The following is a 24,566-nucleotide window of genomic DNA, read 5'->3' as shown; positions in this document are numbered from 1 at the left end:
CGCGGTTTAATCCCCACATAAAGGGATGCAGACCGTCTTATCAGGATCGCGGAAAGGTCGATCAGACCGATAAAACGGATCAGGGTTGACCCCATTTCCGAAATTCATTGCTGTCCTGCGTCGCGGGACGGTTGAAAGACGGCGGGCACCGGCATATAGTGCGCGCCCTTTCGCACATGCTGATACAGGCTGGGTATATATGAACGACCAAATGGAGGATATTGGCGACCTTGGCGACGAAAATCCGTTGCTTCTTGTCGAAGATATCGCCCGCACGAACCAATGGCATCTGGAACGACGCAGCTCAGACGAGGTGGTGGTCGAAATTCCGGCCCACTGGTGTACCTATCTGGTCTATTTCACCTGGCGCGACGATGCCGAAGCACTGCATATTGCCTGCTGCTTTGATCTGTTTGTGCCAGAACCGCTGCGTCCGCGCATGTATGAACTGGTGACCAAATGCAATGAACAGCTCTGGATCGGGCATTTCGGATTGTGGCTCGAAGAAAACATGCCGCTGTTCCGTCATACTCTGCTGTTTGGTGGCGATGTCCCGCCGATGGTCGAACAGTTCGAAGAACTGATCGATATCGCGATTTCGGAATGCGAACGCTTCTTCCCGGCTTTCAACTTCGTGCTTGGACAAGGCAAGTCTCCTGACGAAGCCCTGACCCATGCCATGCTTGAACCGGCCGGACAGGCATAAACCGCCTTTCGCATATGTTTCGAATAAGTGCGGCCCTGCCCTTTTTGATCAATGCCGGGCCGCAACAGACCGCCTCCCCTCGGACCGCCAATCTCATCTGCAACCGCGACCGGCATACTCGCCGGTCCGTGCTTGGCGCATGCGAATCTGAAACCTTCCCTTCATAACCAGTACCGCCTCTGTTTCGGGGCCCGGCCCGAGCACCTCGTCCACGTGATCGCCAACACCACCACCGCCCCCCGGCAAGGTAAGGCGGCGCCACCAGACAGTTTGCCTCCCCATCCCCCGCCGGTCGCCGCGCCCCGACCGGATCACAAGGTCCGCGCCCCCAACCTCACCGCCCTCGCACGCCACGGCCCGAACCGAACCGCCAGACAGCGCGCATCCCATATCCGCCTGTCATCGTGGTCAAAGCAAAGGTTGAGCATGAAGCCTAGGCTGAGGCTGAGGCTGAGGCTGAGGCTGAGGCTGAGGCGGATGCCGGAACCGGGGCCGAGACCGAGGCCGGAGCCGAAACCGGGGTGAAGATTGGAGCATGGCAGTTGACCAGCCCGGCACTCGATATCACGCCTCCCACATCCCGACGCCTCAATCGCCGTTGCCCTGCCAACCCGGAGCCGGGTCCCCGGCCCCGCGATATCACCAGACTCCGACATCCCGATGCCCTGATCCCCGATCCGCAGCCAACCCGCGCTGCCGCAACCTCGCAACCTCGCAACCCCGCAACCCCGCAACCCCGCAACCCCGCAACCCCGTCGGGATTTGACAGGGGTGTGACGCCATTGCCATGCGTTTTATCGGTTGTTGATTTTTTTCACCACTTTCCGCGACCTTGCCTGCGCAACAGATTGCCCGTAATCGCCGTGGCAGAACGGGGTCGGGCGAAACAAAATCCGGCAAAGGCCGCACTTGCCAGCCAAAGCATCCGCAAAGCGGCTAAAACCTGTTTTTTCAACAGCATCGGGACAAGACCACTTGTCCTTCGCTGCGACTTGACCCACCTTGAGAAGATCGCTACGGCATTGCTTGACGACTGTTGATCGCAACACACTCAACAGAACCCGATGGATAAAGCGGAGCAGATTTCATGAATACGCGTCTTTTGCTGGTCGGCTGTGGCAAAATGGGAAGTGCCATGCTTGAAGGCTGGTTGGCCCAGGGGCTCAAGGCCGACAATGTCTATATTGTCGAACAACCCGAAGCAGCCGAGAAACTTGCCACCAGCTATGGCATCAATGGCATCACCGATGTCGCCGATGTTCCGCAGGACTTTATCCCGCAGGTCGTTCTGTTTGCCGTCAAGCCACAGGTCCTTCCCGATTTGATTGACGCCTATAAACCGCTGGTCCGGGCCGAAACCGTGTTCCTGTCGGTTGCCGCGGGCAAGACCATCGAATTTTTCGCACGCCATCTGGGTGAGCTTGCCCGCATCGTGCGTGCCATGCCCAATACCCCGGCGGCGGTTTCGCGCGGCATGACCGTGATGTGCCCGACCGAAAATGTCAGCATCGCCCAGCGTGACATGTGCGAAACCCTGCTGGCCACAGTCGGGCTGGTATCCTGGGTCGAAGATGAAAGCCTGATGGATGCGGTTACCGCCCTTTCGGGCAGCGGTCCGGCCTATATCTTCCATATGGTCGAAGCCATGGCACAGGCTGGCGAAGCAGCCGGCCTTCCGGCAGAGCAGGCCATGCTGCTTGCCCGGCAGACCGTGATCGGGGCCGGTTTCCTGCTTGATGCCAGCGAAGAAACCGCTGCCACCCTTCGTCAGAATGTCACAAGTCCGGGCGGCACCACGGCCGCGGCCCTTGATGTTCTGATGGATCAGACAACCGGCCTGCCCGAACTGATGACCCGCGCGGTCGAAGCTGCACGCAAACGGTCGGTCGAACTTGCCGGCTGATTGATAACGACACCCACAAAGATTGGAGACCGTCATGCCCGCCAAAAAGGATATCGCCAATATCCTGATCGATGCCGCCCTGAAACTGGCAACAGAAAAAAGCTGGCATGACGTCACCATCATCGACATTGCCCAAACCGCGGGCGTGACCATCGCCGATTGCCACGCCCATGTCGGTGGCAAGGCCGATATCCTGCGCCGCTTCATCGCCCGGATCGACCACGAAGTCCTGGCCGATCTTCACGAGGATGACTTTGCCGAACCCGGCCATGACCGGCTGATTGCGGTGATCATGGCGCGGTTTGACGCCCTGGCCGACCATCGTGATGCCCTGCGCTCGATCCTTAAATCACGGGGGGATCTGGGCCCCGCAGACTCGATCCGCGCGATCAAAAGCCATTTCGGATCGATGCGCTGGATGCTTGAAGCAGCCGGTTTTCGCACATCGGGCCTTCAGGGATCCCTTCGGGTTGCCGGCCTTACCGCCATCTATGCCAGAACATTCCGCCACTGGCTTGACGATGACAGCACCGACTTTGCCCCGACCATGGCCTATCTTGATCGGGAATTGTCAAAGGCCGCCGGTTGGGACGGACAGGTTGAAAAAGGTCTGGGCAAGGCGACAGGACTGTGTCGCAAACTGTCTGAAAAATGCCAGCAGATCCGGTCGAAAAAATCATCCCACCGGGCGGACACACAACCGACCGATGCCCGTCAATAAGCAAAGGCAATCCGTGCCGGATGGCTAAGTTTCTGATCTGACGCAGGAAATCCGACAACCCAACCTATGGGAACATCACGACACAAAACATTAACCTTAAAGTTATTGTGCAGTGCAAAATAACCCTTGACGGATCGGATGCATTCCGGCATATTGCAGTTGAATTTGTGCGGCGCACAATAGCGCCTCATTCCACACCTGTTGCAAATGTTGATGGAGTGCAAAACCATGACCGCCGCAAAAAAGGCAACCAACCCGTTCTTTGACCTCGACTTCACCAAATACACTGCGGATTTCAAAATTCCGGGTGTTGACGTGAACGAAATGATGGCTTTCCAGCGTAAAAACGTGGAAGCCCTCACCAAAGCCAACAAGGTGGCCTTCGACGGGTTCCAGGCTGTCGCTCAGCGTCAGAGCGAAATCTTCAAAACGCTGCTGGATAAAGTTCAGACCCAGGGCAAGGATTTCGCTGCTACTACCGCTGACGATCCGATGGCAACGGCTGCCAAGCAGACCGAAGCCGCGAAAGCTGCATACGAAGAAGCACTTTCGAACGCCAAGGAACTCTCTGGTCTGGTAACCAAGTCCCAGGAAGAAGCTCTTTCTCTTCTGCAGGCTCGCTTTACCGAATCCCTTGATGAATTCAAGGCAGCGATCGAAAAGACCGCTGCTGCGAAGTAACAGCTTTTCGCTGAACACTTCCCGTAATCTACTTGATGGCAGGGCCTTTTGGTCCTGCCATTTTTCTTTTGCCGGATATCGCGCCCACCTTAACCGATTGATTTACGGTCTGTGCCTCGACTAAGCTTGCGCAAAACAAGGAGGCCCCACAGTGAGCGAAATCAGTTTTGATGACTTTCTGAAAGTCGATATTCGCGTCGGTACTGTCATCGACGCCCAGGAATTCCCCGAAGCCCGCCGCCCGGCCCTGAAACTTTGGGTCGATTTCGGCCCGGAAATCGGGACCAAGAAAACATCCGCCCAGATCACCAAATATTACAGCCCGGAAAAACTCATCGGCCGCCAGGTCGCCGGTGTGGTCAATTTCCCGAAAAAACAGGTCGGCCCGTTCATGTCCGAATTCCTGTGTCTGGGCTTCCCCGACGGCGAAGACGACAAGGGCATCGTTCTGATCCGCCCGGATCAGGATGTCCCCAATGGGGCGCGCCTGTTCTAGGCAATGCCCGCCCGTATGAAAAAGGGACAGGCACGATCATGCCTGTCCCGCTCATTGCCGCGCTGCCTCGCCCGACTAGCGCGCCAATACGACGGATACTTCCCGCGACCGGCCGATGGTAAGGGCCATTTCCTCTGTCGACTGACCGATGGTTGCAATCGCGTTCTGGGCGGCATCAAGCGATGTCTGAATGCCGTGCATTTCACTGGTCATCTGACCGGTAACATCGCCATGTTTCTCGATCGCCAGCGACACCACCGCCATCCGGTTCAGCATCTCCTTCAGTTCAAGACGCAATGACGTCAGGATCCGCGAACTTTCGGTAACGCATTCATCAAGATTATCGATCTGTTCTGCAAGTTCGGAATTTTCCCCGGCACCGTCACGCAACCTGTCGACCGCATTTTCAAGCGCGACCGCCGCCACATCGCCTTCGATGACCGTATCGAAAACATGGTCGGAGACCGACCGCAATTCGGTCATGCGTTCCAGCGTTTCACCAACACATCCGACCAGAACACCCGATGCGATATTGCTGGCTTCGAGATGGGCCTGGGCCTGACGGAACATCTGTTCGGCGGTTTCGCATTTGCGATCAACACCTTCGATATGTTCATCGACCTCGGCAAAATTGACCTCAAGCGTTGATTTCAAGCCAATCAGCTCGCTGACCTCGTCAGTAATATCCACAGCAAGATTGATGATCTTGATCACCTCGCCATAGACATCAAGCACCGGGCTATAGGTCGCCTCGAACCAGACTTCCCGTCCGTCTTTGCCGAAATATTTGAACTGGCGTATTTTTGACTCGCCATTGGCAAGCGACCGCCAGAACGCCTGATAGGCCGAACTTTTGGCATATTCCTCGCCAACGAACATGCTGTGATGCTGTCCGACCACTTCAGAAAGATCATAGCCCATCGCCGCCAGAAAATGCCGGTTGGCATTCAGGATGATGCCATTGGCGTCAAATTTGACGATGGCGTGGCTGTGACGGATTGCATCGACCTTGCCTTGCAGATCGGCAACCATTTCATGGCGTTCCGTGACATTCACCCCGAACCGCACAATCTTGACCAGTTCGCCATCGCTGTTGCGCACCGGGGCATAGGTTTCCTCGACCCAGATACGGTCCCCGGATTTCGTGATGCACGGTACTTCAACCTGTTTGCGCTTGCCCGCCCGCAAATCCGCCCAGCACATTTCGTAATCCGGGCCATTAAGCATTTCTTCTGGCAGGAACATCGAATGATGCTGTCCGACAACCTCATCCTCTTCATAGCCGGTCAGCTTCATGAAGCTTTCATTGACGTTCAGCACTGTGCCATCCAGATCAAACTCCACCACAGCGAATGATGCATCTATCGCAGCGATCAGCTCGTCCGAGACATCGATATTTTCGCGAAGAATGGAAATGATTGAATTCATGGCCGGATCTCCTGAGAAGCAACTTTATGCGCCGTTGCAAATATTCGTTGCGGCGAATATAGCGCCCAGCCCCCTATCCAGACATCCTCATTTGAGGAGTAAACTACATACCTATGGATAGGATTTTGAGCCTCATCCCAAAAAAGAATGGGCCATGACAGTTTCCCGTCATGACCCCTTTCAGATCGATGGTCTTTGGCAACATTGCCAAAGCCGATATGCCCGTTAGCGCGCCAGTACCAGGGCCGCTTCGCGGGTCCGTCCGACATTGCTTTGTACTGCGGACGATGCATCGCGGATGAAATTGACGCTGCTTGAAAACTGCTCGACCGATGTTGCCATGCTTTGCATGCTGCTTGACACCTGCTGGGTCACCGCACTTTGCTCCTCAACAGCTGACGAAATGGTGGTCACATTGTTCAACACACCTTCGACTTCGTTGCGGATTGCACCAAGCACATCGGATACTTCGACCGAAATGCTCTGCACGCCTTCGATCTCGCTTGTGATCTGTTCGGTTGCCTTGGCGACCTGATTGGCAAGGCTTTTGACCTCGTTGGCGACAACGGCAAAACCTTTGCCGGCTTCACCGGCGCGGGCCGATTCAATCGTCGCATTCAGCGCAAGCAGGTTAATCTGACCTGCAATGTCCTGGATCACATCGATGATGCTGCCCATGGCGGCGACCACTTCGTTCATTTTTTCGGTCGATGCACCAGCTGCAATCGATTTCTCGAACACCTGATCGGTGGTCGCGCGGGCTTCTGCCATGCTGCGCGAGATTTCCGAAATCGATGCGGCAAGCTGTTCGGCACCGGCGGCAACAGTCTGGACGTTGGCCGACGTTTTTTCGCAGGACGAATAGGCATCGCTGGAGCGCTGATCAAGGTCGCTCAGACTGCGATCGATTTCGCCGAAATTGTTGTCGATCATCTTTTTAAGATCGGTCAGAAGCGTGATCTGATCGGTAATATCAATGGCGTATTTGACCACCTTGTAAGGCACGCCATTGGCATCAAAGATCGGGTTATAGGATGCCTCGATCCAGATTTCCTTGCCACCCTTGGCAAACCGCTTGAATTGCTGCGAACAGAAATTGCCCTTGGCCAGTTCGCGCCAGAAATCGACATATTCCTGACTCTTGGCATAATCACGGTCGACAAAAAGACGGTGATGCTTGCCGACAATTTCCGACAGCTGATAGCCCATAACCGACAGGAAATTGTCATTGGCATCAAGGATCGTACCGTTCAGATCGAACTCGATGACAGCCTGACTGCGGTTGATGGCATTTACCTTGCCTTCAAAGCTCGCCAGCATTTCCTGACGCTTGGTGATATCAGACGCAAATTTGACGATCTTGACGACCTTGCCCTTGCGATCGCGCACCGGGTTATAGGTGGCCTCGATCCAGACCTGGCGACCTGATTTGGTGATTCGCGGGAATGCGGCACTTTTAAACGACCCCGCCCGCAGATCGGACCAGAAGGTCTCGTAATCCGGGCTCTTGCGGATGTCTTCAGGCACAAAGATCGCGTGCGGTTTGCCGACGATCTCGGACAGCTCGTATTCCATGACCGACAGGAAGTTCTTGTTTGCGCGCAAAACCTTGCCCTGCAAATCGAACTCGATAACCGCCAGCGATTGTTCCAGTGCATCAAGCGTTCTTGCAGCGGCGTGGGCGTCACCACGCTTGAATAAGTCGAAAAGTCCCATGTGATGTCCTCTCACTCAGCATCAGGAAAACGACTTAGCCATAACCAGCCCGATGCATTAGGATAGGATACTATACAAAAGAACTAAGTAAACCTATCCTCATATGAGGAGGATCACTGCAACCTATCAGGGAATCTGAATCCGGGCATAAAAAATGGCGGCATATCAAACGACATGCCGCCATCATCCGCCCGCAAAAGGCAGCTTATTTTTCGACGAAGGCCTTCTCGATCACAAAGTGACCCGGTTCGTTCATGTTACCTTCCTTGCCGCCCCACTCGACCAGCATCTGGCGGGTGTCGGCAATCATTTCCGGGTTGCCACACAGCATGAAGCGGTCATTTTCAAGGCTCGGCTTGGGCAGGCCAAGGTCGTCATACAGCTTGCCGGACTTCATCAGTTCGGTGATGCGGCCCTGGTTTTTGAATTCCTCGCGGGTCACGGTCGGATAGTACAGAAGCTTGTTCTGGACATCTTCGCCAAAGAACTCGTTATTGGGCAGTTCGCTGTGAATGAATTCCTGATAGGCCAGTTCACGTACCTCGCGGCAGCCATGAACAAGGATGACCTTTTCATAGCGCTCATAGGTTTCATAATCGCGAATGACGCTCATGAACGGTGCCAGACCGGTACCGGTCGACAGCAGCCACAAATTCTTGCCCGGAAGCAGGTTGTCATGAATAAGCGTGCCGGTCGGCTTGCGCCCGACCAGAATCTTGTCCCCGACCTTGATGTGCTGCAAACGCGATGTCAGCGGGCCGTTCGGCACCTTGATCGAAAAGAATTCAAGCTCTTCGTCATAATTTGCACTGACCATCGAATAGGCGCGCAAAAGCGGCTTGCCTTCGACTTCGAGTCCGATCATAGCGAACTGACCATTGATGAATCGGAAGCCCGGATCGCGGGTGGTTTTGAACGTGAAGAGTGTGTCAGTCCAGTGATGGACGTAAGTGACTGTTTCTTCGTTAAAATTGCTGGCCATAACGCTACATCAATCCGTTTCGTCTGTCTGTTTGTGGAACCGTGGCGGGAAACACGGAGTTTTATCCCGGCACGCATTCCATGCCAAGTTGGCGCGATTTAACATCAATCAAACGTATATCGCAAGGAAACAATCCGTATTTCTTGTCATTTTGTGTAAATTACATAAAACAATACAAATTAAGTGTAGAATATTGTCTGACAATCAGGCACAGTATGCAGACTGAACCCGCTTGGCAAGATATTCTGCAGGCTTGATATACCCTGCCTTGCGGCGACACAATGATACATCTCAATGCGGTGATATATGACGCAATCCGTTGCCGAAAACTCCGACCCGCTGACTGTTCAGCAAATCGCGGATGCGATTACCAGCGCCATTCGCGAAGGACGTCTGGTGCCCGGACAACGGCTGACGGAAATCGATTTTGCCAAAAAGCTCAATGTCAGCCGCCCCTCGGTACGCGAAGCCTTCCGTCAGCTCAGCTCGGACGGCCTGCTGTCATCCCAGCCCTATCGCGGGGTCAGTGTTCGTCACATGACAAGGCGCGAAGTTGATGATCTTTTCACCGTGCGCGGTGCGCTTGAAGGATTGGCTGTCCGTCTGGCAACCCCGGTCCTTGCATCGGCGATCACACCGCTTGAAACCATCCAGACCGCGCTTGATGCGGCCGAAGCATCGCGTGACCTTAATGCCATGTCGCGCCATAACCTTGCCTTTCACATGCTGTTTGCCGATGTCAGCAAGAATGAATTGCTCCGTGAACAGCTCCGCCGGATCGCCAACAATGTCTATTGGCTGCAATTTCGGGTTCTGGTTGCCGATGAAAAGGTCCTGGCAACCAATGCCGCCCACCGTCAGTTGCTCGAAGCCGTAAGGGCCAATGATGCCAAACAGGCCGAAGCCATCATGATCGACCATATCGATCAATCCAGACAGCTGGTCCAGGCCCTGTCAGATGACCATTTCGGCGCCCCGGCGTCCGACTGACTGCCGCGCAGCATCCAAAAAAACCGGCCTCCAATGCTTCCCCCGCCCACTGCACTGACAACAGGACGGGTGCGGCTCTCACATCCCATAGCATCCCCTTCCCGACACGACACGGCACGGCACGGCACGGCACGGCACGGCACGGCACGGCACGGCAAGGCAAGGCAAGGCAAGGCAAGGCAAGGCAAGGCATATTTTATCGCTTGCTGGCTCTGACCATCACATTTACGATTGTCTGACAATTTAAACTAACAACATTTCAGGAAGCGTCATGTCAGCCGCCAAGAAACTCACCACCGAATTTGTGCCGATCCCCCTGCCCGACTATCGGGAATATGACATTGCCGACATGCGGGCCCGTGCGCAGGCCTTTTATGACGACATCAAAACGCGCCATACCGTGCGCGATTTTTCCGACCGCCCGGTGCCGCGCGACATTATTGAAACCTGCATTCGCGCTGCTGGTACTGCACCGAATGGCGCCAATCATCAGCCATGGCATTTCTCGGTGATCGGCGATCCGGCGATGAAAAAGCAAATCCGTCTTGCTGCCGAGGAAGAAGAACGCGCCTTTTACGAAGGCCGCGCTGGCGAAGAATGGCTTGATGCCCTCAAACCGCTGGGAACCGATGACAGCAAACCGTTCCTTGAAACCGCACCCTGGCTGATTTGCATCTTTGGCGAACGCAAAAGCACCTCTGCCGATGGCAAGTTGCGCAAGAACTATTACGTGCCGGAATCGGTATCGATCGCCACGGGTTTTCTGATTGCCGCCCTGCATCGTGCCGGTCTTGCCACTCTGACCCACACGCCAAACCCGATGAGCTTCCTGACCGAAATCTGTGGCCGGCCCGATCACAACAAACCCTATATCCTGCTTGTCACCGGCTATCCCGCATCCGACGCCACAATCCCGGCCCACGCGACCGAGAAAAAGGACCTGTCGGAAATCGCGACTTTCTTTTAAGCGCGCCGTTCCCGGTGATTGCGCCATCTGCCGCATGCCTGAAACCGGCATGGATCTGGCAACAAAAAAGCCCCGCGATTTGGCGGGGCTTTTGCTTTGCTATTGCGCGATCAATTGCCGATCGGCAGTACCAGACGCACACGAAGGCCACCACCCGGTGCATCTTCAAGATACACATCACCGCCATGGCCGCGCGCGGAATCACGTGCGATGGTCATGCCAAGCCCGACCCCGCCGGTTGCCTGATTGCGCGATTCCTCAAGCCGGTAAAACGGTTTGAAGACTTCTTCGCGCTTTTCGGCCGGGATGCCCGGCCCGTCATCATCAAACACGATCTCATAATCCTGACCACGGCGACCGGCCCGGACCGACAGATTGTTGGCATAACGCCCGGCATTGGACATGATGTTGGAAATGCAGCGGCGCAGGGATTGCGGTCGCACATCCATTTCCAGACTGTCTTCGATATGAAGATCGATCTGCTGCCCGTCGCGAAGGGCCTCGCCGACCTGATCGGTCAGAAGCTTGCCGATATCGGTTGTCTCGGCTTTTTCGCCTTCTTCGCCGCGCGCGAATGCCAGATAGGCATCAACCATGCGCTCCATATCGATCACATCCTGTTTCAGGGCATCGACACCGGGCGATGATTGCTGCATGGCAAGCTCAAGCTTCATGCGGGTCAGTGGTGTCCGCAAGTCATGCGACACCCCGGCCAGAAGTGCGGTTCTTTGCGACAGATGGCGGGCAATGCGGTCACGCATCGACATAAACGACGTTGCCGCCATCCGGACTTCGGCTGCCCCTTCGGGTTTGAAATCGCCAACCTCGACCCCGCGGCCGAACTGATCGGCGGCCTTGGCCAGACGGCGGATCGGCCGTACCTGATTGCGCATGAAGATCACGGCAACCCCATACAGGATCAGCGCAGAACCGGCGATCCACATAAAGAAGATATAGGTCGTCGAACTGTAAAGCCGTTTGCGCGGTGCGACGATCGACAGGACACCTTCCTTGAACTGCACCCGGATTTCCAGGCGGCGGTTATCCAGATCAAGATTGAAATAGAATGGCCGCTGCACCCGCTCGCTCAGCGCGACGAAAAGTTCCTCCGACACCAGTCCAAGCGGGGGATCGAGTGTTTGCTCGCCCAGAATTTCGTTGGGTTCGAAAACGATATCAAGCTGCATATGCGCACGCGCGGAATGCTGCAAGGAACGATAATGATCCTCGTCGGGATATTCGTTCAGATAGTCAATGACATAGGCAACATCGCCCGCAAGCCCGCGGCTCAGCTGGCGGGCAACCGTATCCCAGTGACGTTCGAAAAAGATCAGAACGGTGACGATTTGCAGCAACAGCATCGGCGTCATCAGAATCAGCAACGACCGCCCCAAAAGGCCCGTCGGCATCAATGACTTGATCGGGCTTTTTTGTTCACTACCCACAGTGCAATTCCCTGTTCATTTCAGCACCACCGTCTCGTTCTCGGATCTTGCTCAATCGGCATAAAGGACATAGCCCCGACCACGTACTGTCTGCAAGTATCTTGGTTGTTTCGGGTCTTCTTCGAATTTGCGACGAAGACGGGTCACCTGCACATCAATACTGCGCGACGCCGCCGGATCAACGGCATTGCCGCTGATCATTTCATGAAGTTGTTCGCGTGACGTGGTTTGTCCACGCCGCTTGATCAGGGCGGCCAGCAACGCCTGCTCGGCGGTTGTCAGATAGACATGCTCGCCCTCGCATTGCAGTGTCATTTTGCCAAGATCAAAGCTGAAGCGACCAAAACATACAATATCGGATCGGGCAATCTCTGTGGCAGGTTCGACCGGTTCGGGCTGTTCCCCGTAACGGCGCAGGATCGCCTCGATCCGCAGAACCAGTTCGCGCGGCTCGAACGGTTTGGCCAGATAGTCATCAACTCCGGCTTCAAGCCCGGCAATCCGGTCCTCGGTTTCCGACAGGGCGGTCAGCAAAAGGATCGGTACTTTCGATCCTGATTCGCGCAGACTGCGCGCAAGATCAACACCCTTTTCACCGGGCATCAGGACATCAAGAACGATCAGATCAAATTGCAACCCGGCCAGGCTTGCCCGTGCATGGGCCGCATCCCGCGCAGCCGAGACAGAAAACCCGTTTTCACCAAGATAGCGGGTCAGCAAATCACGCAGGCGATCATCATCATCGACCACCAGAATATGTGGCTGATCAGCACCAGTCATTGCAGGCCCCCAACGATCGAGATCAATCTCATTCAATGCCCAGTAACTTGGCGATAAAGTGTTTCAAAAGCGTAAGGATCAAGGCGCCAAGACCATGGAACCATGCAATAAAGTGCCCCGCGCCACCGACGCAAGACACTTTATATATCAATATATGGCGTAATTGAGTTTTCCGGATCAAACATCGGCGCAACGCCCCGCCATCCCGACGCGATCCCCACCCACGGCGCGGCTATAATCCGACTGTGATACGGCCGGGACGCGGCTGCGATACGGCCATAATTGGGATGCGGCCATAATGACGCGGCCATACCACCGGGGCGTTTCCACCGCCGTCAGGCCCCGACACAAGCCCCCAACATCCACCACAGGGCGTCCGCTATAGGGCATCGCGCATCGGGCCCAGCGATCAGAACCATCAGGATCAGGATCAGGATCAGGATCAGAATCTGGATCTGGATCTGGATCTGGATCAAGCTCCGGCCACCAGAAGCCGCACGCCGCAAGCAGCGGCTTTTTAACCGGCGCGTTTTTACCCGGCGCGCTGGCGCAATCCGGTCGGGCCATCATCGCCGAACCGCTTGCGGTCTTCCTCGCCCAGCATGCCAAGCATCACCTTGCGGAAACCTTCAACCGATTCTGCCCCCGCTTCGCGATAGGCCGCGGCAATCAGGGCACGCTGCTTTTCGGTCAGTTCGCGTTCAAGTGCCTCCCCCTTTTCGGTCAGGGTCAGCAAACGCTGTCTGCGGTCCTGCAATCCGGTGCGCTGTTCGATAAACCCTTCGCGCACCAACTGGCCCAGCACGCGTGACAGCGACTGTTTGGTGATTTTCAGAATCGACAACAGATCACTGACAGTAATTCCGGGATTGCGGCTGACGAAATAAATGACCCGGTGATGGGCGCGCCCGAAATTATATTGCTCAAGCATCTGGTCCGCGACCGCGGTGAAATCGCGATAGGCATAGAACAGCAATTCGATGCCCTGCCTAAGCTCTTCTTCCCGCAGGAAAAGCGGATTGACTTTACGTGTAGAGATATCTGCCATGCTTATCCGTTAAGTCAGTTTTATTGACATATTAATCTATGAATGTTACTTCGACCAGACAAATAAGGACATAAAGTTACGTCCAGGAACGATTTTGAATTGGAATTTGGCAAATGACGACTCCAACCTTCGATAACCGTGATGGTTTTATCTGGTATAATGGTGAACTAAAACCTTGGCGTGAAAGCACTTTGCACGTGCTGAGCCACGCTGTCCATTATGGCAGTGCGGTTTTTGAAGGTGAACGTTGCTACAATGGCAAGGTCTTCAAGCTGGCTGAACATGGCGAACGCCTGATCAAGTCCGGTGAAATCCTGGATATGAAGATCCCATATGGCGCCAAGGAACTTGATGATGCGGTCATCGAAACCCTTGCTGCCAACAACATTACCGAAGGCTATATCCGTCGTATTGCCTGGCGTGGCAGTGAAATGATGGGCGTTTCCGCGCAGTCGACCCGCATCAATGTGGCGATTGCCTGCTGGGAATGGCCGAGCTATTTCGCACCGGAAGAACGTCTTAAGGGCATCCGCCTTGACCTGTCGAAATGGGCCCGTCCGGCACCGAACACCGCGCCGACCAACGCCAAGGCAGCCGGTCTTTACATGATCTGCACCCTGTCCAAGCACGAGGCAGAGCGCAAGGGTTATGCCGATGCCCTGCTGCTTGATTACCGTGGTCATGTCGCCGAGGCGACCGGTGCGAACGTCTTCTTTGTCAAGGATGGCAAAATCCATACCCCGACCCCGGATTGCTTCCTGGATGGCATCACCCGCCGTACCGTGATCGGCCTTGCCAAAGCGCGCGGTTATGAAGTCATTGAACGGACCATCATGCCCGAAGAAATGGCAGATTTCGAAGAATGCTTCCTGACCGGCACCGCGGCCGAAGTCACCCCGGTTGCCGAAATCGGCCAGTACAAATTCACCCCGGCCACCGTCTGCAAGACGCTGATGGAAGATTACATGGCGCTGGTCCGTGGCGAAAAAGCTGCTGTCGCTGCCGAATAAGTCTGCATTTAATAATCGCACCGATTATTAAATTTTGCCAAATAATCAACCCGGTCCTGATGGGCCGGGTTTTTTATTGCCTGCCACCAAACCGCATGGCTAAGTCGCATTCAAGCACGCAGCCCCCAGCCAAGGCCGAAATCGATGCCCCAAAAGTCTGATGATTTAAAACCCGACCACCAGCTTCTGTATCAGACCCACTCGCCCTTTGCCCGCAAGGTACTGGTCTTTGCCATCGAGGCGGGCCTGCAAAACCGGCTTGAGGTTATCCATCACGAAACCAGCCCGACCAATCGCAATGACGCGATCTTTGCCGCCAATCCGCTGGGTAAGGTGCCGGTGCTGATCCTGCCAGATGGCATGACGCTTTATGATTCACTGGTGATTTGTGACTATCTCGACCGGCTGCATGGCGGGCGCAAGCTGATCCCCCACAAGATGCCAAAACGGCTGCATGCCTTGCGTTTGCATGCCCTGGCACAGGGCATGTGCGATGCCGGGGTGCTGTATCGCTGGGAAACCGCGCGCCGCCCGGAACCTTTACGCTATCCGCCTCTGGCCGACGGACAGAAAGCCAAACTGATCGAAACCTTCGACTATCTCGAAGCACATCTTGATCCCCGACACCCGATCACCATCGGCCATATCGCCCTTGCCACCGGCCTTGACTGGATCGCCTTTCGCGATCTGGTCGACTTCAAAACCGGCCGCCCGACCCTGAGCAAATGGTATGAGGATTTCCGCACCCGCCCATCCATGACCCGAACCACCTTTAGCGGCCAAACCCACGATTAGGCGTAAGCACCTGTAATAAATTGTAAAATCAGGACACCAATTCCTCATACAATATAACTTCTCCCCAGCGCGACCGCCGTCGCGCAAGCCCCCTGCATTCAGCACGCGTAAACGAGGCATTCCGTCCTGGCCCTGGCAGGCAGGAGGCATCGAGGCATCAGAAAGAGGGAAAAGGGGAAAGGGGAAAGGGGAAAGGGGAAAGAAGGAAAGGCACGATCCCCCAGCCCGGCAGAATGGTGCCTTTCTGTCAATGTGCGATCCGCCGGACTTGATATCTAGCCATCTGTCGAGAGGGTCAAATTCTTGTATCGGGCGATTTCGTCCTGCATGCGGTTGAGTTTATCGGACACCAACTGATAGGCATCACTGCCCAACAGCAACTGCGCGGGCGGGTTATCCATTTCGACCAGTTCAAGCACGGCAAGCGCCAGCTTGTCGGGGTTGCCCAATTGTTTGCCGCTTTTTTCCAGACGCGCCTTTCGGATCGGCTCGAACAGGGTGTCATAATCCGGGATTGACCGATCTGTTCGTACCATCGACCGCCCGGCCCAGTCGGTTCTGAATGAACCGGGACAAACCGCTGTGACATGCACACCAAAAGGTGCCATTTCAGCGCGCATCACTTCTGAAATCCCCTGAAGGGCGAATTTGCTGCCACAGTAATAGGCAATACCCGGCATGGTTATCAGCCCACCCATGGACGTGATATTGACGATGGAACCGGAACGGCGTTGACGGAAACGCGGCAAGAATGCCTTGGCCACCGCAGTCGCACCAAAGACATTGACGTCAAACTGCCGACGCATTTCATCAAGCGGGGATTCTTCCAGAACGCCTTCATGGCCGTAGCCAGCGTTGTTGATCAAAACATCAACAGGACCGAAATCATGTTCGGCCGTCGCGACAATGTCCGGAATAGCATCGAAATCGGTGACATCCATCTGCACCGGACAAAGACCGGGCAGTTCAGACGTCAGGTAAGCACGGGCGGCGTCTGAACGCACGGTGCCAATCACAATATGGCCTGCATCAACGGCTGCTTTGGCGATGGCAAACCCGAAACCGGAATTGGCACCGGTTATGAAAAAGCGCTTGATCATAAGACGTGATCCTTTCATTGACTTGATAAGATGGCAAATTGTCAAATATTATCAAATCAGGCTGAAATACACGCCAGATACGCTAAGTCTGATGCCTAATCCTATGAATGAGCGCAATGACCGAACGCCCGACCGCCAACCTTGCCGAACTCGCCGCGGCACTTGCCCCCAAAGAGGGCTATAACCAGCAGCCGATCGAAGGCCTGCGCGTGTTGCGCAGTGAAAGCGTGCTACACAATGTTCCGGTGCTGTATCAGCCTGGCGTCGTCTTTGTCTGTCAGGGCAGCAAACGCGGCATTTTTGATGGTGATGTCTTTGTATATGACGAGGAGCATTATCTGGCCGTCGCGGTCCCTGTGCCTTTTCGCATGGAGTCTGCTGCCAGTCCTGAACGCCCATTGCTTGCCATATATCTTGATTTTGACATGCGGCTGCTGGCTGAAGTGATTGACACGCTTGAACAGCACGGGGCGCAAAACACCGCGATGGCGGATGCCGAAACGCTGATCTCGACCAAAATAGACCCGGCAATACAGGATGTTCTGCGCAGGTTGCTGACCGCCCTGCAAAGCCCGGTCGAAACGGCCGTCCTCGGCGATGGCCTGTTGCGGGAATTGTATTTCCGCATTTTGGGCGGCCCGCAAGGAAGCAACATGATTGCGACCCTGACCCAACGTGGCAACACAGGAAGGATTATGCGCAGCCTTGGCTATCTGCGCGAGAATTTCACCAAGCCGATATCGATTTCCGACCTGGCATCCCATGCAGGAATGAGCGTGCCATCCTATCACGCACATTTTCGGCGGCTCCTTGGCAGCAGCCCCGGCCAATACATCAAATCCATGCGGCTTCATGAGGCACGCCTGTTGCTGGCACGCCAAGGCCAGACGGTTGCAGAGGTTGCCAACACGGTCGGTTATGTCAGCACGTCGCAATTCAGTCGGGAATTCAAACGACACTTTGGCAAAACCGCATCCGAGGAAGTCAGATGGATGAAGCAGCATCTCGGGGAACTGCCGCACGATCATTCGCAAATACCTGCCGATTTCGATTGAGGGATCGGGACGGATTGCGGATTTTGGGATGATTTGTCGGGGTGGGTTTTGGGCGTTGTGCTGTGCTAATGGTCTGAGGCTGTTGGCCGGAGATGTGTGCGTGTTGCGTGCTTCACACCCAACCATTTGAAATAATACTTTTGGATAGTATTTTACCGTTGGTTACGGTAAAACTAATTTATAAAGAACAAAAGAGAATGAGGGAACGTCATGCGGTTCAGGCAGTCTGTGTTGGGCATAGCTGCATGGTTTTTTGCGTCCGTGTCCGGTGCCGACGCCAAACCGCCAGAACATATCCAGACCATCCGCCTTCCGATCAATCAGGCCGATATCGCGGGTGTGGAAGCCTGTATCAACAGCGGGTCGGAAGACTGTCGGAAATGCCGGATTCCGGGGCAGTCGAACCTGTCACTGATGAATTACACATTGCTGCGCGAGGCCCTGACGGCCGGCGGGATCACAGCCGAGGTCGTGCCGGTGCAGTCCCCCAATTCCGAACGCAGCCGCAAAATGATCCAGGCCGGCATTGCCGATGTCAAAACCGACTGGGTGTTCAATATTTCCCCGGCGGAAGGGGCACTTAAAACCGCCCCGCTGTTTCAGTCGGGCGAAATCGAAAAGGGCCTGTACGCCCGCCCGGGATTTATGGCGGATGATCTGCCGGAAACACTGGAAGATATCGGGACATTGCGCGCGGTCGGCATTCGCACCTGGCGACTGGACTGGCAGGTTCTTGAAAGCCTGCCGGTTGCAAGCCTGATCAGTGCGGCGACAACCAGACAGATGTTTTCCCTGATTGATGCCGGACGGGCCGATTTCACATTGCTTGAATTCTCGTCACAGGAAGATATGGGCCGCGAGATTGACGGGATCTGGCTTTACCCGATCACCGGGATCAAGGTGTCGCTGCCGGCAACCCAGCATTTCATGGTGTCTGACCAGCTTGAAGACGCCAACAAAGTCGTTGCCGCACTCGATCGCGGGATCCGGGTCATGCGCGATAACGGCTTTATCCACCGCTGTCTGGTCAATAACGGCGTCATCAACCCGGCGGTCGAGAACTGGCACAATCTGAACAGCCCGCACGCAACGACCAAGCCCGCAGCCCCGGCCGTTTCCACCCAGTAGCCCCGCAGCCCTCCGCGAAAAAGCGAACAGGCCGTCGTATGGCTAGGCTAGGCAAGCCTTGTTTGCCTTGCCTAGCCTCCTTCCCTTGCCGTTGCCGTTGCCGTTGCCGTGGTTTTCGCCATTTCCACGGCCTTTGCAATTGCCTTTGTCCTCATTCTGCCTCTGGCTGTATCCCCGGCCCGGCTTTTGCCGTGATGGAACGGGGTCGAGGCCGGAGCTAGAGCTAGAGCCAGAGCCAGAGCCAGAGCTGGGGATTGGGCCGGGGATGGGATGATGCGAGAGCTGGGGCTGGTGCCGTTGTGGTGCCACTGCCGGTGTGGCGCTGGCGCCGGAGCGAACGCAGCGGGCGTGATGCCTTGATCGTCTTGATCGCTGCGTTCGAGGGTCGGCCGATGGCTTTGGTTAGTCCAGGCGTCTTCGTTTGCTTGGGGCCATTTTGCTTAGGGCCATTTTACTTATGGCCATTTCGCTTCGGGCGGGAGCGACATCAGGATGGCTTCGGTATTGCCACCGGTCATCAGGCCAAAGCGCGTGCCGCGGTCGTGCAGCAGATTGAATTCGACATAGCGGCCGCGTTTGACCAGCTGTGCCTGACGGTCTTCGTCGGTCCAGGATTTGTTGTAATGGCGCGCCACCAGTTTCGGATAGATATCGCGAAACGCCTTGCCGACATCCTGGGTAAAGGCAAAGTCCGCATCCCAGTCGGCATCAAGATAATCATAGAAAATCCCGCCAACCCCGCGCGGTTCGTTGCGGTGCGGCAGCCAGAAATATTCATCGCACCATTTTTTGAAGCGGTCGTAATAATCATCGCCATGGGCATCACAGGCGGCCTTGAGCGCGCCGTGGAAATCGGCGGTGTCTTCGTCTTGCGGGAAGACCGGGGTCAGATCCGCCCCGCCGCCAAACCATGCCTTGGTGGTGACGATATGGCGGGTATTCATATGCACCGCCGGAACATGGGGCGAACAGGGATGGGCCACCAGCGAAATGCCCGCCGCCCAGAAATTCGGGTTTTCGGCCGCACCGGGAATTTCGGCACGGAATTTTTCGGAAAATTCGCCATGCACGGTCGAGATATTGACCCCGACCTTTTCAAACACCCGGCCCTTCATGACCGACATTTCACCGCCGCCCTCGCCCGGGCCGCGTTCCCAGACCGTGCGTTCAAACCGCCCGGCCGGACGGTCCGACAGCGGTCCGGCATAGCTGTCTTCAAGCGCCTCGAAGCTGGCACAGATTTCATCACGCAGCTGACGGAACCACGCCTTTGCGGTGTTCTTGCGGGTTTCGATCAGGGTTTCGTCCTTGCTGCTCATTACGTCCTCTTTGGAAAGCTGTTGGTCTGGCGGAGCGCTTCGCCCAGCGTCATCGCGGTTGCCATCGCCACATTGAGCGATCGCATTTCGGGCTGCATCGGGATCACCACCCGGGCATCGACATAGTTATGGACCTGATCAGGGACGCCTTTGCTTTCGGAGCCCAGCATCAGGATATCGTCAGGCCGGAATTCGAAATCGCAATAGGGTTCGGCCCCCTTGGTGGTCAGCAGAACCAGACGACCCGGCACCGTGCCCTGATCGCGGGCTTCGACGAAGCTGCGCCAATCGGCATGGCGTATATAATCGGCCTTGCCAAGATAATCCATCCCGGCGCGTTTGAGTGCTGCCGAGGTCAGCAAAAATCCGCACGGTTCGATAATATCGACCGGCAATCCGAAACAGGCCGCCATGCGCAGGATCGTTCCGGTATTTTGCGGGATGTCGGGTTCAAATAAACAAATTCTCATGACGCACTTTTAGAATCGTTGGTGATCCGATGTCGAATCAGATCATTGAAGACATATAATTACCCGTTAATAGCCCTATTAGACTTTTTTGGAATAAGAAAAACCAAAGCGCCAAACCATTGGTTCGCAAGGCCCACGATACCCGCAAATACGCTAGGTTTTACCGAATTGTGCACCGCAAAACCAAATGATCTTATTGAATGCAAACAAATTGCAACTCCAAGTTCTCCTTAACAAACCGAATTTTTGTTAGTATGACGGAGCGGAAACAGGCCTAAAGGCTTTTAGTGACGTCATTGTTTGATTTTCATCAAGGGAATTCAAACGAGGATGTCCTAAGTCTTGCTTTTGGCAATCCACATGCCTGTTTTGGGGGCAGAAAGAGGGATAAATTATGTCGCAAACGGTGCATTCATCCGGCGATCACCAGCCGGACGAGAACCGCAGGGATTTCCTGACCTTGGCGACCACTGCCGTCGGTGTCGTTGGCACCGGTGTTGCGTTGTGGCCGTTCGTGGACAGCATGAACCCGTCCAAAGATGTTCTCGCACTTGCCTCGGTCGAGGTTAATCTGGCCAACATCCCGGTTGGTCAGGCCGTCAAGGTAATGTGGCGAGGCAAACCGGTCTTTATCCGCCATCGTACAGAGCGCGAAATCAATGAAGCCAACGAGGTTGCATTGAACGAGCTGGTCGATCCGCAGGCCGACGACGCGCGTGTCGAGAAAAAGGAATGGCTGATTGTTGTCGGCGTATGCACCCATCTGGGTTGCATCCCGATGGGCACCGCCACCGGGGAAGCCCGTGGCGATTATGATGGTTGGTACTGTCCGTGCCATGGCTCGCACTATGATACGTCGGGCCGTATCCGCCGTGGTCCTGCGCCGAAGAATCTTGAGGTGCCGACCTACACCTTCCTCACCGACACAACCGTCCGTATCGGCTAAGGAGCTGTATGATGAGCGCACCTCAATGGAATAACAAAGTGGTGAAATGGGTTGATGACCGTCTTCCGGTAATCTCCATGCTGCACCATTCCGCTTACGAATATCCGACCCCGAAAAACCTGTCCTATATGTGGAACTTTGGTTCCCTGGCGGGCTTTGTTCTGGTGACGATGATCCTTACCGGGATTTTCCTGGTAATGAACTATACCCCGCATACCGATATGGCCTTTGAGTCGGTCGAGCGCATCATGCGTGATGTGAACCATGGCTGGCTGATCCGCTATATCCACATGAATGGCGCATCGATGTTCTTCATCTGCGTCTTTATCCATATTTTCCGTGGCCTGTATTACGGGTCCTACAAGGCGCCGCGCGAAGTTCTGTGGTGGATCGGCATCCTGATCCTGCTTGCGATGATGGCGACTGCGTTCATGGGTTATGTCCTGCCCTGGGGCCAGATGTCCTTCTGGGGTGCGACGGTTATTACCAACCTGTTCTCGGCCTTCCCGATCATTGGCGATCCGCTGGTGACGTGGCTTTGGGGCGGTTTCTCGGTTGATAACCCGACGCTGAACCGGTTCTTCTCGCTGCATTATCTGATGCCGTTCGTCATTCTGGGCCTTGTTGTCCTGCATGTCTGGGCGCTGCACAGTGTGCGGTCGAACAACCCGACCGGCGTTGAAATCAAAACCCCGCAAGACAGCATTCCGTTCCACCCCTATTACACGATCAAGGATCTGTTCGGGCTGGGCGTGTTCCTGATCTTCTTCTGTGCGTTTGTGTTCTTTGCACCGGATTACCTTGGTCACCCGGACAACTATATTCCGGCCAACCCGCTGGTAACCCCGCCGCACATCGTGCCGGAATGGTACTTCCTGCCGTTCTATGCGATCCTGCGTTCGATCGATTTCACCATCCTTGGCATCCCGGCAAAGCTGCTTGGTGTTCTGGCGATGTTTGCATCGATCGTCATCCTGTTCGTTATTCCGTGGCTTGATACCTCGAAGGTTCGCAGCTCGAAATTCCGTCCGGTTTACAAATGGTTCTTCTGGCTGTTTGTGATCGATACCTTCATCCTCGGCTATTGCGGGGCGAAGGCACCGGATGACTATTTCATGGGAATTCCGGGTCTTAAGGTTATCGTGATGGGTCAGCTTTCGACGCTGTATTACTTCGCGCATTTCCTTGTTGTGATGCCATTGGTCGGGAAGCTTGAAAGAACCAAACCGCTTCCGGCAAGCATCAGTGAGTCTGTTTTGAAGGAGGGTGCAAATGCGTAAGTTCGCACTGACCGCAATTGCTGCCGCCTTCGCGGTAACTGCATTCACCGGTAACGCAGCCAAGGCTGCCGGGGACGCCCCGGTACCGCCGTCACAGGACTGGAGCTGGAAGGGTCTGTTTGGCACGTATGACCGTGCCCAGCTGCAACGTGGTTTCCAGGTCTATAAAAACGTTTGTGCGGGCTGTCACAGCCTGCGGTTCATTGCCTTCCGCAACCTTGAAGGCATTGGATTTAACGAAGACCAGATCAAGGCGATTGCGGCGGAATATGACATTGAAGACGGTCCGAATGACGATGGTGACATGTTCACCCGTCCGGGCAAGCCGTCGGATTACTTCCCGTCTCCGTTCCCGAACGAAAAGGCTGCGGCTGCTTCGAACGGCGGGGCAATTCCGCCTGATCTGTCCCTGATGACCAAAGCACGTGTCGCGGGGCCGGACTATGTGTTCGCGCTTCTGACCGGTTACGAGGAAGAAGCCCCGGAAGGGTTCGATCTTTCCGATGGCAAATCCTATAACCACTATTTCCCGGGCCACCAGATTTCCATGGCACCGCCGCTTTATGATGAAGCGGTCGAATATACCGATGGAACCCCGGCAACCCTGGAACAGCATGCACGTGACGTTGTTGCCTTCCTGAACTGGACGGCACAGCCGGAACTTGAAGCCCGCAAGGAGCTTGGCCTTAAGGTCATCCTGTTCCTGATCGTGCTGACGGCGATGCTGTATGCGGTGAAACGCAAAATCTGGCGCGATATCGAACATTAAGTTCGGTCATCTGCCCAAGACCTTTGAACAGGCCATCCGTCGTTCGGATGGCCTGTTTGTTTTTGCGCATCTGATGCGCAATCATGGTAATTGACCGCGCTTAGACCATACCATTGAATGGCGTTCGGCATCGAGCCCGCCCCAATGAAAGCGCCCCAGCATGACCAGTGATCAATTCGCCCTTTATTTTCTGGCAGTCTTTATCGCCACCCTGACCCCCGGCCCGGCCATCATGCTGGGCATTACCAACAGCATCCGGTTCGGCCCGCGTGCGTCGCTGATCGGGGCGCTGGGCTGTGTGACGGGGACCGGGCTTATGGGGTTGTTATCCGCACTGGGTCTGGGCGCGCTGATCATGACATCGGGCGTGCTGTTTTCGATCATCCATTATGTCGGCGCGGCCTATCTGATCTGGCTGGGCATCAAGTTCTGGCGCGACAGCAGACTGCCCGCCGTCGAAGGGGTCAACAGCACCGAACCCAAACGCGCGCCGGGTATCTTGCGCCTTTATGTTCAGGGTTTCATCGTTTCGGCAAGCAATCCCAAGGCCATTGCGTTCTTTACCGCGCTGTTCCCGTTATTCATTGACCATAATGCGCCGCTGATTTCGCAATTTGCCATCATGGATACGACATTTGTCATCATGTCGTTTTCATCGATCATGGCCTATTCGATGTTTGCCGCCCGGTCGCGCCAGTTCCTGACCGGGAATGGCAAGAAATGGTTCCAGCGCATTTCAGGCAGCATCTTTGTCAGTTTCGGGATCGGGCTTGCGGTTTCGGCGCGCTAGGCCCAAACAGCCAAATCAGGCAGCCAAAGCAGACAGCCAGC

General features: G+C 55.4%; 25 protein-coding genes. 15 read left to right on the top strand and 10 right to left on the bottom strand.

What is annotated here, in order from left to right; all coding sequences use genetic code 11:
* The first annotated feature begins 199 nt into the window (after positions 1 to 199).
* The 5 genes from CU041_RS02150 to CU041_RS02125 all read left to right on the top strand — a co-directional run bounded on the left by CU041_RS02150 (position 200) and on the right by CU041_RS02125 (position 4,507).
* On the top strand, positions 200 to 706 hold the full coding sequence (locus CU041_RS02150; protein WP_170310086.1) for a type III secretion system chaperone family protein: 507 nt from the start codon (positions 200 to 202) through the stop codon (positions 704 to 706).
* A gap of 1,087 nt (positions 707 to 1,793) precedes the next feature.
* Complete coding sequence (gene proC, locus CU041_RS02140) at positions 1,794 to 2,609, top strand: pyrroline-5-carboxylate reductase (RefSeq protein WP_101245590.1); 816 nt, start codon at positions 1,794 to 1,796, stop codon at positions 2,607 to 2,609.
* A 34-nt stretch (positions 2,610 to 2,643) separates the two neighbouring features.
* Positions 2,644 to 3,330, top strand: a complete 687-nt coding sequence (locus CU041_RS02135) for a TetR family transcriptional regulator (protein ID WP_170310085.1) — start codon at positions 2,644 to 2,646, stop codon at positions 3,328 to 3,330.
* Positions 3,331 to 3,558: 228 nt separating this feature from the next.
* Positions 3,559 to 4,011 (top strand): phasin family protein, encoded by a 453-nt coding sequence (locus CU041_RS02130; protein WP_068518337.1) that lies wholly within the window; start codon positions 3,559 to 3,561, stop codon positions 4,009 to 4,011.
* A gap of 151 nt (positions 4,012 to 4,162) precedes the next feature.
* Complete coding sequence (locus CU041_RS02125; protein WP_068518310.1) at positions 4,163 to 4,507, top strand: tRNA-binding protein; 345 nt, start codon at positions 4,163 to 4,165, stop codon at positions 4,505 to 4,507.
* A gap of 75 nt (positions 4,508 to 4,582) precedes the next feature.
* On the opposite strand, the gene CU041_RS02120 is transcribed toward CU041_RS02125, so the two are convergent.
* The 3 genes from CU041_RS02120 to CU041_RS02110 form a co-directional block, all read right to left on the bottom strand.
* Entirely contained in the window at positions 4,583 to 5,935 is a 1,353-nt protein-coding gene (locus tag CU041_RS02120; protein WP_068518311.1) for a PAS domain-containing protein, read from the bottom strand.
* Positions 5,936 to 6,160: 225 nt separating this feature from the next.
* Positions 6,161 to 7,651 carry a methyl-accepting chemotaxis protein gene (locus tag CU041_RS02115; RefSeq protein ID WP_101245589.1) on the bottom strand — a complete coding sequence of 497 codons (1,491 nt, stop codon included), beginning with the start codon at positions 7,649 to 7,651 and terminating at the stop codon, positions 6,161 to 6,163.
* Between the two features lie 205 nt (positions 7,652 to 7,856).
* Positions 7,857 to 8,633, bottom strand: coding sequence for a ferredoxin--NADP reductase (locus tag CU041_RS02110; RefSeq protein WP_068518313.1), 777 nt, complete (start codon positions 8,631 to 8,633; stop codon positions 7,857 to 7,859).
* A gap of 306 nt (positions 8,634 to 8,939) precedes the next feature.
* On the opposite strand from CU041_RS02110, the gene CU041_RS02105 reads away from it, so the two are divergent.
* The gene (locus tag CU041_RS02105; protein WP_101245588.1) at positions 8,940 to 9,623 is read left to right on the top strand and encodes a GntR family transcriptional regulator; all 684 of its coding nucleotides are present in this window, start codon (positions 8,940 to 8,942) and stop codon (positions 9,621 to 9,623) included.
* A 271-nt stretch (positions 9,624 to 9,894) separates the two neighbouring features.
* Positions 9,895 to 10,590 (top strand): nitroreductase family protein, encoded by a 696-nt coding sequence (locus CU041_RS02095; RefSeq protein WP_101245586.1) that lies wholly within the window; start codon positions 9,895 to 9,897, stop codon positions 10,588 to 10,590.
* 110 nt (positions 10,591 to 10,700) lie between these two features.
* On the opposite strand, the gene CU041_RS02090 is transcribed toward CU041_RS02095, so the two are convergent.
* The 4 genes from CU041_RS02090 to CU041_RS02080 form a co-directional block, all read right to left on the bottom strand.
* Positions 10,701 to 12,035: an ATP-binding protein gene (locus CU041_RS02090; protein ID WP_231856699.1), complete on the bottom strand. Its 1,335-nt coding sequence runs from the start codon at positions 12,033 to 12,035 to the stop codon at positions 10,701 to 10,703.
* A gap of 51 nt (positions 12,036 to 12,086) precedes the next feature.
* The gene (locus CU041_RS02085) at positions 12,087 to 12,815 is read right to left on the bottom strand and encodes a response regulator (RefSeq protein ID WP_101245585.1); all 729 of its coding nucleotides are present in this window, start codon (positions 12,813 to 12,815) and stop codon (positions 12,087 to 12,089) included.
* 335 nt (positions 12,816 to 13,150) lie between these two features.
* Positions 13,151 to 13,291: a hypothetical protein gene (locus tag CU041_RS20535; protein WP_170310084.1), complete on the bottom strand. Its 141-nt coding sequence runs from the start codon at positions 13,289 to 13,291 to the stop codon at positions 13,151 to 13,153.
* Positions 13,292 to 13,347: 56 nt separating this feature from the next.
* On the bottom strand, positions 13,348 to 13,863 hold the full coding sequence (locus tag CU041_RS02080) for a MarR family winged helix-turn-helix transcriptional regulator (protein ID WP_068518317.1): 516 nt from the start codon (positions 13,861 to 13,863) through the stop codon (positions 13,348 to 13,350).
* A 113-nt stretch (positions 13,864 to 13,976) separates the two neighbouring features.
* Here CU041_RS02080 and CU041_RS02075 point away from each other — a divergent pair, with 113 nt between their 5' ends.
* Both CU041_RS02075 and CU041_RS02070 read left to right on the top strand, forming a co-directional pair.
* A complete protein-coding gene (locus tag CU041_RS02075; protein WP_068518318.1) occupies positions 13,977 to 14,873 on the top strand; it encodes a branched-chain amino acid aminotransferase in 897 nt (298 codons plus the stop codon).
* 144 nt (positions 14,874 to 15,017) lie between these two features.
* Positions 15,018 to 15,668 carry a glutathione S-transferase family protein gene (locus CU041_RS02070; RefSeq protein ID WP_101245584.1) on the top strand — a complete coding sequence of 217 codons (651 nt, stop codon included), beginning with the start codon at positions 15,018 to 15,020 and terminating at the stop codon, positions 15,666 to 15,668.
* Between the two features lie 275 nt (positions 15,669 to 15,943).
* Here the strand turns inward: CU041_RS02070 and CU041_RS02065 are convergent, their stop codons facing one another.
* Positions 15,944 to 16,768, bottom strand: a complete 825-nt coding sequence (locus tag CU041_RS02065) for an oxidoreductase (protein WP_233432977.1) — start codon at positions 16,766 to 16,768, stop codon at positions 15,944 to 15,946.
* A gap of 116 nt (positions 16,769 to 16,884) precedes the next feature.
* Between CU041_RS02065 and CU041_RS02060 the strand changes: the two genes are divergently transcribed.
* Both CU041_RS02060 and CU041_RS02055 read left to right on the top strand, forming a co-directional pair.
* A complete protein-coding gene (locus CU041_RS02060; protein ID WP_212733749.1) occupies positions 16,885 to 17,823 on the top strand; it encodes an AraC family transcriptional regulator in 939 nt (312 codons plus the stop codon).
* Between the two features lie 261 nt (positions 17,824 to 18,084).
* The gene (locus CU041_RS02055; RefSeq protein ID WP_101245581.1) at positions 18,085 to 18,951 is read left to right on the top strand and encodes a hypothetical protein; all 867 of its coding nucleotides are present in this window, start codon (positions 18,085 to 18,087) and stop codon (positions 18,949 to 18,951) included.
* Positions 18,952 to 19,406: 455 nt separating this feature from the next.
* Here the strand turns inward: CU041_RS02055 and hemF are convergent, their stop codons facing one another.
* Positions 19,407 to 20,270: an oxygen-dependent coproporphyrinogen oxidase gene (gene hemF / locus CU041_RS02045; protein ID WP_101245579.1), complete on the bottom strand. Its 864-nt coding sequence runs from the start codon at positions 20,268 to 20,270 to the stop codon at positions 19,407 to 19,409.
* A complete protein-coding gene (locus CU041_RS02040) occupies positions 20,270 to 20,740 on the bottom strand; it encodes a tRNA (cytidine(34)-2'-O)-methyltransferase (protein ID WP_068518323.1) in 471 nt (156 codons plus the stop codon). Before CU041_RS02040 ends, hemF begins: the two co-directional genes overlap by 1 nt.
* A gap of 394 nt (positions 20,741 to 21,134) precedes the next feature.
* Between CU041_RS02040 and petA the strand changes: the two genes are divergently transcribed.
* From petA to CU041_RS02020, 4 genes are all read left to right on the top strand, one after another.
* Positions 21,135 to 21,686, top strand: a complete 552-nt coding sequence (petA, locus tag CU041_RS02035) for a ubiquinol-cytochrome c reductase iron-sulfur subunit (protein WP_068518324.1) — start codon at positions 21,135 to 21,137, stop codon at positions 21,684 to 21,686.
* Positions 21,687 to 21,694: 8 nt separating this feature from the next.
* Positions 21,695 to 22,966 (top strand): cytochrome b, encoded by a 1,272-nt coding sequence (locus CU041_RS02030; RefSeq protein ID WP_082817765.1) that lies wholly within the window; start codon positions 21,695 to 21,697, stop codon positions 22,964 to 22,966.
* Complete coding sequence (locus CU041_RS02025; protein WP_068518326.1) at positions 22,959 to 23,735, top strand: cytochrome c1; 777 nt, start codon at positions 22,959 to 22,961, stop codon at positions 23,733 to 23,735. The genes CU041_RS02030 and CU041_RS02025 overlap by 8 nt, the downstream gene beginning before the upstream one ends.
* Before the next feature lie 160 nt (positions 23,736 to 23,895).
* The gene (locus CU041_RS02020; protein WP_101245578.1) at positions 23,896 to 24,525 is read left to right on the top strand and encodes a LysE family translocator; all 630 of its coding nucleotides are present in this window, start codon (positions 23,896 to 23,898) and stop codon (positions 24,523 to 24,525) included.
* Positions 24,526 to 24,566: the final 41 nt, after the last annotated feature.

The sequence above is a fragment of the Thalassospira povalilytica genome, from assembly GCF_002844235.1.
GTDB classification, from domain to species: Bacteria; Pseudomonadota; Alphaproteobacteria; order Rhodospirillales; family Thalassospiraceae; genus Thalassospira; species Thalassospira povalilytica.
The sequence above is the reverse complement of the archived record's forward strand: the minus strand, read 5'-3'. Positions and strand labels throughout refer to the sequence as shown.

Coding starts and splice junctions, on each gene's coding strand:
- CU041_RS02150 (WP_170310086.1), top strand. CDS start 200: ATGAACGACCAAATGGAGGATATTGGCGACCTTGGCGACGAAAATCCG.
- proC (WP_101245590.1), top strand. CDS start 1,794: ATGAATACGCGTCTTTTGCTGGTCGGCTGTGGCAAAATGGGAAGTGCC.
- CU041_RS02135 (WP_170310085.1), top strand. CDS start 2,644: ATGCCCGCCAAAAAGGATATCGCCAATATCCTGATCGATGCCGCCCTG.
- CU041_RS02130 (WP_068518337.1), top strand. CDS start 3,559: ATGACCGCCGCAAAAAAGGCAACCAACCCGTTCTTTGACCTCGACTTC.
- CU041_RS02120 (WP_068518311.1), bottom strand. CDS start 5,935: ATGAATTCAATCATTTCCATTCTTCGCGAAAATATCGATGTCTCGGAC.
- CU041_RS02115 (WP_101245589.1), bottom strand. CDS start 7,651: ATGGGACTTTTCGACTTATTCAAGCGTGGTGACGCCCACGCCGCTGCA.
- CU041_RS02110 (WP_068518313.1), bottom strand. CDS start 8,633: ATGGCCAGCAATTTTAACGAAGAAACAGTCACTTACGTCCATCACTGG.
- CU041_RS02105 (WP_101245588.1), top strand. CDS start 8,940: ATGACGCAATCCGTTGCCGAAAACTCCGACCCGCTGACTGTTCAGCAA.
- CU041_RS02095 (WP_101245586.1), top strand. CDS start 9,895: ATGTCAGCCGCCAAGAAACTCACCACCGAATTTGTGCCGATCCCCCTG.
- CU041_RS02085 (WP_101245585.1), bottom strand. CDS start 12,815: ATGACTGGTGCTGATCAGCCACATATTCTGGTGGTCGATGATGATGAT.
- CU041_RS02080 (WP_068518317.1), bottom strand. CDS start 13,863: ATGGCAGATATCTCTACACGTAAAGTCAATCCGCTTTTCCTGCGGGAA.
- CU041_RS02075 (WP_068518318.1), top strand. CDS start 13,977: ATGACGACTCCAACCTTCGATAACCGTGATGGTTTTATCTGGTATAAT.
- CU041_RS02070 (WP_101245584.1), top strand. CDS start 15,018: ATGCCCCAAAAGTCTGATGATTTAAAACCCGACCACCAGCTTCTGTAT.
- CU041_RS02065 (WP_233432977.1), bottom strand. CDS start 16,768: ATGATCAAGCGCTTTTTCATAACCGGTGCCAATTCCGGTTTCGGGTTT.
- CU041_RS02060 (WP_212733749.1), top strand. CDS start 16,885: ATGACCGAACGCCCGACCGCCAACCTTGCCGAACTCGCCGCGGCACTT.
- hemF (WP_101245579.1), bottom strand. CDS start 20,270: ATGAGCAGCAAGGACGAAACCCTGATCGAAACCCGCAAGAACACCGCA.
- CU041_RS02040 (WP_068518323.1), bottom strand. CDS start 20,740: ATGAGAATTTGTTTATTTGAACCCGACATCCCGCAAAATACCGGAACG.
- petA (WP_068518324.1), top strand. CDS start 21,135: ATGTCGCAAACGGTGCATTCATCCGGCGATCACCAGCCGGACGAGAAC.
- CU041_RS02030 (WP_082817765.1), top strand. CDS start 21,695: ATGATGAGCGCACCTCAATGGAATAACAAAGTGGTGAAATGGGTTGAT.
- CU041_RS02025 (WP_068518326.1), top strand. CDS start 22,959: ATGCGTAAGTTCGCACTGACCGCAATTGCTGCCGCCTTCGCGGTAACT.
- CU041_RS02020 (WP_101245578.1), top strand. CDS start 23,896: ATGACCAGTGATCAATTCGCCCTTTATTTTCTGGCAGTCTTTATCGCC.